Origin of the sequence: Mucilaginibacter sp. NFR10 (assembly GCF_900100445.1) — a bacterium.
GTDB lineage: Bacteria > Bacteroidota > Bacteroidia > Sphingobacteriales > Sphingobacteriaceae > Mucilaginibacter > Mucilaginibacter rubeus.
The window spans coordinates 12,673-24,597 of record NZ_FMTV01000003.1 but is presented as its reverse complement, the minus strand read 5'-3'; the positions used below and the strand labels follow the sequence as shown (position 1 = coordinate 24,597).

The window sequence follows — 11,925 nt, the reverse complement described above, 5'->3', positions numbered from 1 at the left end:
TTCCGAAGAAGGAGAGAATTATTTGCCTAATGCGATATCTAAAGCTGCATTGTTTTTAGCTATCTGGCTGTGTTTTGACTCAGCAGAACGGCTTCCGTATTCTAGGTTAGTAGCCAGTTTCAAGAACTGTACTTCTAAGCGTGAAAAAGTTTTATTTCTCCTGTCTTTTCTTTTTAAACGAGTAACGCCCATTGTCTTTTATTTTAAATTTTTTTAACCCTGAGGTCGGAAGCGGATTCGAACCGCTGTAAAAGGTTTTGCAGACCTCTGCCTAGCCACTCGGCCATCCGACCCTTTTTTAAGGACTGCAAAGATAGTAATTATTTTTAGCGGACAAATTTATTTGAACGAATTTCTTTTTATTTCTGAACATAATATGGCCGTAGCTATAGCTACATTCAATGATTCGGCATAGCCTATCCGGGGTATGGTTACTGTTTTATTTATTAACTGCTGTATTTCAGGGCGTAAGCCATTACCCTCGTTGCCCATAGCCAGTAAACCTTCACGGCCGAAATTGGTGTTGTAGATATTTTCGCCATCGAGCATGGCGCCAAATAATGGGAGCTTTATTTCGGGGATGATAGTCATTAAGTCGCCGTAATGCACATTTACCCGTGCTAATGAGCCCATGGTAGCCTGCACCACTTTGGGGTTATAAACATCAACGGTATCATCTGAGCAAATAATATCGGTAATGCCAAACCAGTCGGCCGTGCGGATAATAGTGCCCATATTGCCGGGGTCCTGCACCCCATCAAGCACCAGCGAGAAATTGTTTTTCAGTAAGTTATAATTTAATCTGGGCCATTTTGGTATTTTTATCAAACCAATTACATCCTGTGGGGTTTTCAAACTGCTGATCTTTTCCAGATCGGTCAATGAAATTTCCTGAAAATTTATTTTTCGGGATAAATTCATCATTTTTGGAGCAATTTCGGATGTATGGTATATAGCATCAACCTGGTATGCAGCGTTTACAAACTCAACAACTGATTTGTAACCCTCAACCAAAAACAAACCATGCTCTTTACGGAATTTTTTATGTTGTAAGGATTTTAATAAACTGATCTGTGATTTTGAAAGCATATACTAAGCCTGCTGTTTACCGCCTTACAATATTAAGTATTTTACTGGTTATTATCGGTTCGGGCTGCAGCATTACCCGTGGCATCCGCAAAGACCAGGCACTGGTGCGCAAAATTACTATAAAAGGTATTGACGAGCAATTTGCGGAAACCGCTATAAATTATGTGGATAAGGAGCAACAACCCAATAACTGGCTCAACCTGCAGTTGTACTATACTTTTAGCAATAAAGGTAAAAAAAATATAGGCGAGGCCCCCGTTGTTGTTGATAGTAACCTGATCGAGTACTCGCGTGTACAGATGGAAAAATACATCCGGAGCCGTGGTTACCTGAAAGCGAAGGTCACCGACAGTGTGGTGATAAAAAAGCAAAAAGCTGAGCTGATTTTTACTGCTAATGAAGGTCCTATGTTCCGCATCCGCAAATTTACCGATAGTATTGCCGATAATAATATTAAAGCATTGTATAACGGTAATCGTAACAGGATCTCGCACATACAGCCAGGCGGCAGGTTTGACACCGATAGTTTAGCTTACGACCGCGACCAGCTCTATTTGCTCATGAAGCATAACGGTTACTACGATTTTTACAGGCAATATATCAATTTTACCTATGATTCCACCTTTAACAGCAGTGTGGTTGATGTAAAAATGATAATTGATAACCCGGCGGGGAAAACACAGCACCCGGTTTATACCATCAACAATACATTAATTACGATATCAAACAGCCAGGGGCGTACACCGGGCAAAGTTGATACGATACAGGTTGATTCACAATTCAGGTTTGTTGACTATTCAAAAAGGTTTAAACCAAGGGTGGTAACCGATTACGTTTTTCAGAAAAAAGGCGAGATCTATGATATTGATAAGCAAACACGCACCACCACTCGCTTATCCGAGTTAAATGTTTTCAGAAATGTGCCCAACCCCGTCTACGAAAAACTGAAGGATAGCTCTAACAGGCTTAATACCCGGATAGATATCGTGCCGCTTAAACGGATGAGCGACCGTGTAGAGGGTGAGGTGCTTTTTAGCGGCGGTCGTTTTGGTTATAACGTGGGTAACACCTTTACCGACAGGAATTTATTTAAACAGGCCGCTATATTGCAGTTAAAAGTTAACTGGAGTATCCTTTTTGATAATGGCAATAATGTGGGTAATGATCACAGTAGTATCCAAAACCAGGAGTTTAGGGTAGGAGCACAGCTTGTCTATCCGCGGCTATTGCTTCCGTTCAAATTTCCGTTTCTTGGTAAATTTGCGGTTCCACACACCACATTTTCATCAAACTATTCGCTGTTTTACCAAAAGGACCTGGTTAAGCGCGAAAGTTTTATCAATTCCATTACGTACGACTTTTTTGATACGCCGTATAAAACACATACCATTACGCCTATCAACATTGAGTTTTCGAGGGGCATAATTGATCCGGCTGCAAGGGCGGCGCTGCTTGCACAAAACAGGTACTCCTATGTTTATTTAATCGGGCGTACGGTTTTTACATCCGGTAGCCAATACACTTACCAGGTTAATGCCATAAAGCTTAATGGTTATGAAAATTTCACCTATTTCCGGGGCAGTTTAGATATTGGCGGGAATTTTCTTAACCTGGTAAGCAATCTCACCAATGCTCCTAAAGATACTCTTGGGCAACACAAGCTTTTTGGATATACTTTTGCGCAGTATACCAAAGTTGAGCTTGATACGCGCATCTATCGAAACTTTGGTGGCGAGAAACAATTTGTTTTCCGTATAAACCCGGGTATAGGTATCCCTTACGGTAATAGCAATCAGCTTATTTTTGAAAAGAATTTTTATGCAGGCGGAGCCAATGATATCAGGGCCTGGCTGCCGCGAACCTTAGGACCAGGGCAATTTAACCGGGGTGCGTATTACGGTACCGATGTTAATAACCGGGCACGTTTGAAATATCTTGACCAGTTTGGCGAGATCAAGTTTATAACCAATGCCGAGTACCGGTACCTGTTGGCAAATAACTTTTTTGGTGCAAAACTTAAAGGTGCGGTTTTTGTTGATGCCGGTAATGTATGGCGCTTGCATGATGAGCCTGATAACCCCAACGGACAGTTTAAACTGAACAACTTTTTAAGCTCAACGGCTGTAGGTATTGGTACCGGGTTGAGGTTCGACCTAAGCTTCTTCGTTTTTCGGCTTGATGCCGCCTTTAAACTTAAAGACCCGCAATTTAGCGGAGCTAACCAATGGGTGCTTGTTAACCATGCCGGCGAACTGTTTAGCAAAGGTTCATTCAAACAAGCTTACAAAGCAGCCAACGGAGAAGATTACAACTTTATGCAGTTGAACTTTGGCATTGGATTACCTTTTTAAGATTTTTAGGTAAAAGGATAAAGGTGAAAGGCAAAAGGTAGCTGCAGCTTTACGTGTGCATCTGTTTTTTTAAAACTTTTACTTTTCGTTTTACTTTCACCTCTCCATAAAAAACCTTTGACCTTTCGCCTTTGACCTTCCTTCTAAAACATATTCTTCAACCCATCAATAATGCTTTCAAAAAAGGTTGGAATGCTTAAGCCGTTGTGGTAATTGAAATACAGGAAGATACAGAAGATTACTACGGCAATAATGATAAACCGCTTAAACATATAAGCCAGCAATACCAGTAACAGGGGAATGGCTATCAACAGTACCCAGCTGATATGGAATGGACTTAGTTTACTATCATGCTTGTAAATGTAGTATAGTATGGCATGTGTGCCGGAATCGTTCATATGTTTGGCGTACAGGAAGGTTGAACGGTCAAGCTTGTGGCGGTAAAAAGCCGTGCCTTTGTCAAACTTAAGTTCTTCGGTAAAACCGTTCATTACAAAGGTGAAAATGCCGTTTACATTTTCCTGTATCACGCCTGCAGTATCGGTTGCAACTACGGCTACCTCATCAACCGCAAAGGGGTTTTCTTTAATTACAAAATGGTTGATAGCAGTTTTATCGGCAAACGCAAAGCTGTGTGCTGCTGTAATAAAGCAAAAAATAAGTAAAAGTTTTTTCATGGTTTGATAGAAAGCTCTTATCGGTGCTGTAATTATCTGCAATAAAAATAGCGTTTTTTATGAGCTATCGGTTAAAGAAATAAATACTTAAAGGTTTACTGGAAATAGGTAATCTTTAACACTAATCAAAATGAACACTTTACATAAGTGGTACAACTGCGTTATAATAATTACATAATAATTGAGCTGAATTAGCACTTAAATATTAGTTTAGCCTGCATGATAAAAGCCTACAGGTTATATACCGGTGATGACGGTCATTCGCATATACAAAAAGGGATGGTTGAATTAGGGTCGCTTAACGAAGCTCTGGCAATAAGGTTCCAGGAATCGGAACCGCATGCGTTTTATGATTACCATAATGCCCCAACCAATCAGTATGTGATAACCCTTACCGGTACGCTTGAATTTGAAACCTATCCCGGCGAAAAATTCATACTTAGGCCCGGCGAGATCCTGATAGCCCAGGATATAACCGGAACAGCACACAAATGGCGACTGATGGATGATGAGCCCTGGAAACGGGTATATGTTACCTTTGATCCGGAAAAACCGATAAATTTTGTGGCTGATAAATAAGAACTGTTGCTACAATTGTGGAGGCACGTAATATTCCTTTTACAAATACTGGTACAAAACCCGACAAAATTTTAATAGTTATAGCAAATCAGTATTTTCGGCAAATACCCTTATAATCCTCAAATGAAAGATACCAAACAAAACTACCGTCGGCATTTTTTAAAAACCACCGCTGTAGGCACGCTTGCGGCTATGGGCATACCCTCAATTGTTTCATCGGCTTTAGCTGCCGAAAGACCTGCAAAAAAGCTAACCTTTAACCAGGGCGATGTAGTGCTTTTTCAGGGCGACTCCATTACCGACTGGGGGCGTGACCATAGCAAAACCGAACCCAATACTACCAGCGCTTTAGGCTCGGGCTATGCTTTGTTAACTGCTTCACAATTGCTGCTTAAACACGCTGATAAAGGTTTAAAAATCTACAATAAAGGTATCAGCGGTAATAAAGTATATCAGCTTGCCGAGCGCTGGGATACCGATTGTCTTGCCCTTAAACCAAACATATTAAGTATTCACATAGGCGTGAATGACTTTTGGCATACCCTTACCAGTGGTTACAAAGGTACAATAGATACTTATATCGCCGATTACAGGGCGTTGCTTACCCGTACCAAGCAAGCCCTGCCCGATATTAAACTGGTGATCTGCGAGCCCTTCGCCGAAAAAAACGTGAAGGCCGTTGATGATAAATGGTACCCTACATTTGATACCTTCCGTAAAGCTGCTAAAGATATTGCTGCAGAGTTTGATGCGGTATTTGTGCCTTACCAATCGGCATTTGACAAAGCCGAGCAAACAGCACCAGCCACCTACTGGAACCTTGACGGCGTACACCCCAGCGTTGCCGGTGAAGCCCTCATGGCCCAAACCTGGTTGAAAGCGGTTGGAGCTCTTTAGAAGGTAAAAGGCTAAAGGTGAAAGGCAAAAGGTAGCTGCGGCTTTGCAAATAAAAGGTAAAAGGCAAAAGGTAGCTGCGGCTTTTCAAATAAAAGGTAAAAGGCTAAAGGTGAAAGGCAAAAGGTAGCTGCGGCTTTGCAAATAAAAGGTAAAAGGCAAAAGGTAGCTGCGGCTTTTCAAATAAAAGGTAAAAGGCTAAAGGTGAAAGGCAAAAGGTAGCTGCGGCTTTGCAAATAAAAGGTAAAAGGCAAAAGGCAAAAGGTAGCTGCAGTTTTGCATGCTTCACCTCCTCCTAAAGAACCTTTCACCTTTCGCCTTAAAACAAAAAGCGTATCTTTGCGCGTAAATGATTGCTATAAATAACCTTACGTTCGAGATTGGTGCGCGGGCCTTATATGATGAAGCCAACTGGCATATTAAACCCGGTGAAAAAATTGGTTTAATTGGTGCCAACGGTACTGGTAAAACCACCCTTTTAAAAATTATTGTAGGCGACTATAAGCCTACCTCCGGAACTGTTTCAATGGCTAAGGACCTTACCATGGGGTACCTTAACCAGGATCTGCTTTCATACTCATCTGATAAAAACATCGTACACGTGGCTATGGAAGCCTTTGAGCGCCAGAACCAACTGCACGACGAGATAGAGAACCTGCTTAAAAAGCTGGAAACGGATTATAGCGAAGATCTTTTAAATAAACTGAGCGACAAGCAGCATGAGTTTGAACTGCTTGACGGTTACAATATCGAATATAAAGCCCACGAAATTTTAGCCGGTTTGGGTTTTAGCGATGACGATTGCAAGCGTAAGCTGAGCACCTTTTCGGGTGGATGGCGCATGCGTGTAATGCTGGCCAAGATCCTGTTGCAGGCACCTGATATCCTGCTGCTGGATGAGCCTACCAACCACCTCGACTTGCCATCTATCCAATGGCTGGAAGATTACCTGAAGGCTTTTACCGGTGCTATCATCATCGTATCGCACGATAGGTGGTTTCTGGATAAGGTTATCAACCGTACCGTTGAATCGCGCAAAGGCAAGCTTACCGTTTACGCGGGCAACTACTCTTTCTATCTCGAAGAAAAGGCCCTGCGCGAAGAAATTCAGCGCGGTGAGTTTAAAAACCAGCAATCAAAAATTAAACAGGAAGAGCGTTTGATCGAGCGTTTCCGTGCTAAGGCTTCTAAAGCTAAAATGGCGCAATCCCGCATCAAAATGCTGGATAGGATGGAGCGTATTGACGATGTGGATGACGATAATCCATCCGTTAACTTCGCTTTCCGTTTCAGCAAACAGTCGGGTAGGCACGTGATCACTTTAGAGGATATCACCAAAAAATACCCTGCTATCGATATTCTTGACCACGCCGAAGCTGTAATTGAAAAAGGTGATAAAATTGCACTCATCGGTGCCAACGGTAAAGGTAAATCAACCCTGTTGCGCATTATTGCATCTGCCGATAAAGATTACACTGGTACGGTAACCACTGGTCATAACGTAACTACTACTTTTTTTGCCCAGCACCAACTGGAATCTTTACACCTCGAAAATCAGATATTACAGGAGCTGCAATCATTTGCCCCCAAACATACTGATACCGAGTTGCGTACCATTTTAGGTTCATTCCTGTTCACCGGTGACGATGTGTTTAAGAAGATCAAAGTACTCTCGGGTGGTGAAAAATCGCGCGTAGCACTGGCTAAAGCGCTTACTGCCGATGCTAACTTCCTGGTACTGGATGAGCCTACCAACCACCTGGATATGCAGTCGGTTAATATCCTGATCCAGGCGCTTGACCAGTATGAGGGTACTTTCATTGTGGTATCGCACGACAGGTATTTCCTTGATAATGTAGCCAATAAGATTTGGTTTATTGAAGATCAGAAGATCAAGATTTATCCGGGTACTTATGCCGAGTTTGATGAATGGTATGCCAAACGTAAACTGGAGCCCAAAGCTGCCGCGCCGGCACCTCAGCCTAAAAAGGAAGAGAAAAAGCCCGAGCCGGCTAAACAGCCGCAAGGCGAAAACAAACATCAGCAGCTTAAAAAACTGAACCAGGACCTGGCCAAAATGGAACAACAAATTGCCGACCTTGAAAAAGAAGTAAAGCAGTTTGAAACCCAGCTGGCCGACGAAAAAATATACAGCGATAACGCCAAATTAAAACAAACCAACGCTGCCTACAGCGCCAAACAAACCGAACTGAAACAATTGCAGGAAAAGTGGGAAGCACTTGCCGAGCAGATATTGGAGTTGGAATCGTAAACCCCACCCAACCCTCCCCGAAAGGGAGAGGGCTTTGATGAGCGTGTGGAGTAAACTGTTATTGTGAATTAACGTCCCATCAATTAACGTCCCATCAGGGTCTCTCGAAGAGGGCCCTGATGAACACGAAAGTCGCTATTGCGTTGTAATAGCGACTATAAACCTAAATTAATAAATGACCAATCAATACCGTAGCCTTGTCATTGCTATAATAATATCCAGTTGCCTTATTATAGTTGGGGCAGGTCACGGCGCGGTACCAATGATGTTGATTGAAATCATGGCCCCGATAGCAAAAGGGCTTAAGTTTTCATTACAACTATCCAATAATAATGAAGACACCCTTGCGGCATCAGCGTTGTTCTTTTTTATCGGACAACTTTTGTTGTTTTTCGGTACACACAGAATGCATGTAATTACACGGCTTATTGGTGTTATATTTATGTGGACAGGTTTATTTTACCAGACACATAATATGTCCAACGATGGTGGTGCTAAGTTTACATTTGCTACAGGCGCCCCATTCTTATTTTTGTCAATTGCATTGTTTAGTTTTGATGTCAGGCAGAATTGGCTGCAGGATAAAACAAATATTGAAGAGGAATGAAATTGATGAGATTTTTTTTGAGTATTGCGCTCTTTATCTTATTTGCTCAACAAAGCTTTGCACAACAATCCCCCTACAACAACAACGTTTACTCTCCGGCTATAAAAAGCGTTGAGTTTTATAACACTGCCAAGCAGGGCTCTTTCCCGGTTATTAATTTGGGGGCCGATGAAAAGGTGCTGCTAACTTTCGATGACCTGCGCGGGGGCAGCCGTAATTACTATTATACCATTGAGCATTGCGATGCTAATTGGAACTCGTCAAACCTTTCATCTGCCGAGTACCTGCAAAGCTTTACCGACGACCGGCTGTACAATTACAGCTACTCAACCGGCACCATGCAAAAATATACCCATTACGAAATTTCGTTGCCCAACAATAACATCGCCCCCAAAATATCGGGCAACTATGTGCTGAAGGTTTATGAAGATGGCGATCAAAACAAAATGGTGCTTACCCGCCGCTTGTACGTGCTGGGCAAACGTGTTTCGATAGCTGCCGATCTGGTAGCTTCGGCCAATAATGCTATCCGGCAAACTAATCAAAAAATCAATTTTACGGTTGATTATTCGGGCCTTGTTGTGCAGAACCCGGCTTATGCCCTGCGTACTTTTATTATGCAAAACGCCCGTACCGAAACGGCGGTGCTTAACGGGCAGCCAACTTATATTCGTGGTTCGCAGTTAATTTATAATGATGTAAGCATTAATGATTTTCCGGGCCGTAACGAGTTCAGGCTGTTTGATATGCGTACGCTCAAACTTAACTCGCAAAGGGTAGCCAAAATTTACAAAGACTCCGTTAACGTAGTGGTACTGCTTGGCGACCCCGTGCGCGACCAGCCCAACTACATTTTTCAGTACGATAACGACGGTAAGTTTTACATCCTGAATAATGATGGTACCACGCCGGCCACCGATGCCGATTACGCTCACGTATACTTCACGTTATCAACCAATAAAAATCCTAAAGACGGAGCACCTTATGTGGTAGGGCAGTTTAACAATTACCGGCTTGATGATAGCAACAAGCTACACCCGCTTGATAACGGAAGATACACCGTAAACATGCTGCTAAAACAAGGCGTGTATGATTATGAATACGTTTGGGTAGATGCTAAAACCGGCAAAGCTGATGATATCCCTTTTGAGGGCAGCCACTTTGAAACTGAAAACGAATACCAGGTACTTACCTATTATCGTCCTCCCGCGGCCCGTTGGGATGAGCTGGTGGGTTATAGGGAGTTGGTGACGAAGAGGTAGATCTCTCCTAAATCCTCTCCCTTTTGAGAGGGTTTTGAATACCAGCAAAGCAGGACTGGCACGAACTACTGACTACTTTAATAGTTAATAATTGCAGAGGCTTGCAAGTTGTAAACGATTTTGCTACCTGCGGGTTAATGGGGCAATTGGTTGTAAAGTAAAGTTCAAACATCTGCACAATCAATAGTTTTCATGTATTGTTAGATATTAAAGCGTAGGTGCCTGCTACAAATTAATAAATTTTCTGAATATCCATGCGGCGTAGTAAGCCCTCTCTAACAAAAAACGCCCTCCGGTTATCCGAAGGGCGTTTTATATGATCTAAAAAAATCAGCGATTATAATTTGCCAATTTCCTGAACAAGGTCAATCAGTTTGTTTGAGTAACCCCACTCGTTATCGTACCATGAAACAACTTTTACGAAGTTATCATTCAGACCGATACCTGCTTTAGCGTCGAAAATTGAAGTACGCACATCGCCTTTAAAGTCTTCAGATACAACTTCATCTTCAGTGTAACCAAGGATACCTTTTAATTCGCCTTCAGAAGCTTCTTTCATAGCAGCTTTGATGGTTTCGTATGAAGCACCGTTTTTCAAACGTACAGTTAAGTCAACTACAGATACGTCGGCAACTGGTACGCGGAATGACATACCTGTTAATTTACCTTTTAACTGAGGTAAAACTAAACCTACAGCTTTAGCGGCACCTGTTGATGAAGGGATGATGTTTTGGTAAGCACCACGACCACCTCTCCAATCTTTTGCAGATGGGCCGTCAACTGTTTTTTGAGTTGCAGTAACAGCGTGTACAGTAGTCATCAAACCTTCTTCGATACCAAATTTATCGTCCAATACTTTAGCGATAGGAGCTAAACAGTTGGTAGTACATGAAGCGTTTGAAACGATGTTTTGATCGGCTTTCAACGCTTTGTGGTTAACACCCATTACAAATGTAGGGGTATCATCTTTTGCAGGAGCGCTCATTACTACTTTTTTAGCACCGGCGTCGATGTGTTTTTGAGCAGTTTCCTGAGTTAAGAACAAACCGGTTGATTCAATTACAACCTCAGCACCTACTTCATTCCATTTAAGGTTAGCAGGGTCTTTTTCGGCAGTAACGCGGATGGTTTTACCGTTAACAACCAAATGACCGCCTTCAACAGCAATAGTACCATTGAACTGACCATGGGTTGAATCGTATTTTAACATGTAAGCCATGTAATCCGGCTCAACAAGGTCATTAATACCAACAACTTCAATGTCTGGTCTTTCAATTGCAGCCCTGAATGCCAGGCGGCCAATACGGCCGAAACCGTTAATTCCTATTTTCATGATTTTTTAATTTTTACTTGAATAGTAGGTTAATAAATTATTTATGGGTTCTTTAATTATATTAGTGATTTGCAGATCAGCTTCGGCGGCAGCTTCATACAAGTGTTCCTGAAAATTAAAAGCAACAGAGCCTGCAAAGTGAACAGACGTACCCGGGTGTTGCTGATATAAAGGTAACAAATATGTGTAAATTAGCTTGCTAAATCCTTTTTTTATGACGTTTTGCAGATGATGATCGTTTTTATTATCGAGATAAAAATCGGTGAAGGAACTTAAAAATAAAGCAGGTTGCTTTTGACGATAAACCTTTTCGAGCAGATTTTTACGGTCTGCATCGTATTTGTGTATAAACTTTTTACGGATAGATAGAGGCAGGGTATCGTTCATGAATTCCTTGATGAGCTGCCTGCCCAGCCAGTTGCCCGATCCTTCATCGGCCAGGATATAACCCAAGCCATAATTGTTTGGCCAAACTCTTTTTCCATCATACCAGGCGGCGTTGCTGCCGCTGCCGCAAATGCTCACAATGCCGGGTTCGTTTTTACAGCAGGCTATAGCCGCCCCGGCAATATCATGCTCGACAGAAACTTTTCCGAACTTGAAAAAGGTTGAAAAAGCACTATGTACTATCTTCTTCCGCTCATCTGACGAGGCGCCCGCACCAAAAAAGTAGATGCGTCTGATCACTTCGGCGTGGTGTATAAGATTGATGTTTTTATTGAGCAGTTGAAGGATGTGCTTCTCGTCGTTAAAATAGGGATTTATGCCATTGGTTTTAAAGGAAGCAACAGTTCTTCCCTTATCAGTAAGCCTCCAATGTGCAAAGTACGATCCGCTATAAACAACTGCAATCATTAATAA

The 11,925-nt window shown here is 42.2% G+C and carries 11 protein-coding genes and 1 tRNA gene; 6 read left to right on the top strand and 6 right to left on the bottom strand.

All coding sequences use genetic code 11. From position 1 onward, the window contains the following. Positions 1-18: 18 nt before the first annotated feature. The 3 genes from BLP33_RS11080 to BLP33_RS11070 form a co-directional block, all read right to left on the bottom strand. Positions 19-192: a spore protein gene (locus BLP33_RS11080; RefSeq protein ID WP_090527770.1), complete on the bottom strand. Its 174-nt coding sequence runs from the start codon at positions 190-192 to the stop codon at positions 19-21. A 30-nt stretch (positions 193-222) separates the two neighbouring features. Then, a tRNA-Cys gene (locus BLP33_RS11075) sits at positions 223-293 on the bottom strand. Between the two features lie 46 nt (positions 294-339). After that, complete coding sequence (locus BLP33_RS11070; RefSeq protein WP_090527767.1) at positions 340-1,089, bottom strand: TrmH family RNA methyltransferase; 750 nt, start codon at positions 1,087-1,089, stop codon at positions 340-342. Here BLP33_RS11070 and BLP33_RS11065 point away from each other — a divergent pair. Next, entirely contained in the window at positions 1,080-3,440 is a 2,361-nt protein-coding gene (locus BLP33_RS11065) for a translocation and assembly module lipoprotein TamL (protein ID WP_090527764.1), read from the top strand. The two genes, BLP33_RS11070 and BLP33_RS11065, sit on opposite strands and share 10 nt — an antisense overlap. Before the next feature lie 143 nt (positions 3,441-3,583). On the opposite strand, the gene BLP33_RS11060 is transcribed toward BLP33_RS11065, so the two are convergent. After that, a complete protein-coding gene (locus BLP33_RS11060; protein ID WP_090527761.1) occupies positions 3,584-4,117 on the bottom strand; it encodes a hypothetical protein in 534 nt (177 codons plus the stop codon). Positions 4,118-4,336: 219 nt separating this feature from the next. Here BLP33_RS11060 and BLP33_RS11055 point away from each other — a divergent pair, with 219 nt between their 5' ends. The 5 genes from BLP33_RS11055 to BLP33_RS11030 all read left to right on the top strand — a co-directional run bounded on the left by BLP33_RS11055 (position 4,337) and on the right by BLP33_RS11030 (position 9,731). Then, positions 4,337-4,696 carry a cupin domain-containing protein gene (locus BLP33_RS11055; RefSeq protein ID WP_090527758.1) on the top strand — a complete coding sequence of 120 codons (360 nt, stop codon included), beginning with the start codon at positions 4,337-4,339 and terminating at the stop codon, positions 4,694-4,696. Between the two features lie 123 nt (positions 4,697-4,819). Beyond that, a complete protein-coding gene (locus BLP33_RS11050; protein ID WP_090527756.1) occupies positions 4,820-5,593 on the top strand; it encodes an SGNH/GDSL hydrolase family protein in 774 nt (257 codons plus the stop codon). A gap of 346 nt (positions 5,594-5,939) precedes the next feature. Then, the gene (locus BLP33_RS11040; RefSeq protein WP_090527750.1) at positions 5,940-7,862 is read left to right on the top strand and encodes an ABC-F family ATP-binding cassette domain-containing protein; all 1,923 of its coding nucleotides are present in this window, start codon (positions 5,940-5,942) and stop codon (positions 7,860-7,862) included. A gap of 175 nt (positions 7,863-8,037) precedes the next feature. Further along, entirely contained in the window at positions 8,038-8,469 is a 432-nt protein-coding gene (locus BLP33_RS11035) for a hypothetical protein (protein ID WP_090527747.1), read from the top strand. A gap of 5 nt (positions 8,470-8,474) precedes the next feature. After that, on the top strand, positions 8,475-9,731 hold the full coding sequence (locus tag BLP33_RS11030) for a type IX secretion system plug protein (RefSeq protein WP_090529608.1): 1,257 nt from the start codon (positions 8,475-8,477) through the stop codon (positions 9,729-9,731). Between the two features lie 337 nt (positions 9,732-10,068). On the opposite strand, the gene gap is transcribed toward BLP33_RS11030, so the two are convergent. After that, positions 10,069-11,064: a type I glyceraldehyde-3-phosphate dehydrogenase gene (gene gap / locus BLP33_RS11025; protein ID WP_090527744.1), complete on the bottom strand. Its 996-nt coding sequence runs from the start codon at positions 11,062-11,064 to the stop codon at positions 10,069-10,071. 6 nt (positions 11,065-11,070) lie between these two features. Further along, positions 11,071-11,919, bottom strand: coding sequence for a hypothetical protein (locus tag BLP33_RS11020; RefSeq protein WP_090527741.1), 849 nt, complete (start codon positions 11,917-11,919; stop codon positions 11,071-11,073). Between the last annotated feature and the right edge of the window lie 6 nt (positions 11,920-11,925).

Coding starts and splice junctions, on each gene's coding strand:
- BLP33_RS11020 (WP_090527741.1), bottom strand. CDS start 11,919: ATGATTGCAGTTGTTTATAGCGGATCGTACTTTGCACATTGGAGGCTT.
- gap (WP_090527744.1), bottom strand. CDS start 11,064: ATGAAAATAGGAATTAACGGTTTCGGCCGTATTGGCCGCCTGGCATTC.
- BLP33_RS11050 (WP_090527756.1), top strand. CDS start 4,820: ATGAAAGATACCAAACAAAACTACCGTCGGCATTTTTTAAAAACCACC.
- BLP33_RS11070 (WP_090527767.1), bottom strand. CDS start 1,089: ATGCTTTCAAAATCACAGATCAGTTTATTAAAATCCTTACAACATAAA.
- BLP33_RS11060 (WP_090527761.1), bottom strand. CDS start 4,117: ATGAAAAAACTTTTACTTATTTTTTGCTTTATTACAGCAGCACACAGC.
- BLP33_RS11030 (WP_090529608.1), top strand. CDS start 8,475: ATGAGATTTTTTTTGAGTATTGCGCTCTTTATCTTATTTGCTCAACAA.
- BLP33_RS11080 (WP_090527770.1), bottom strand. CDS start 192: ATGGGCGTTACTCGTTTAAAAAGAAAAGACAGGAGAAATAAAACTTTT.
- BLP33_RS11035 (WP_090527747.1), top strand. CDS start 8,038: ATGACCAATCAATACCGTAGCCTTGTCATTGCTATAATAATATCCAGT.
- BLP33_RS11055 (WP_090527758.1), top strand. CDS start 4,337: ATGATAAAAGCCTACAGGTTATATACCGGTGATGACGGTCATTCGCAT.
- BLP33_RS11040 (WP_090527750.1), top strand. CDS start 5,940: ATGATTGCTATAAATAACCTTACGTTCGAGATTGGTGCGCGGGCCTTA.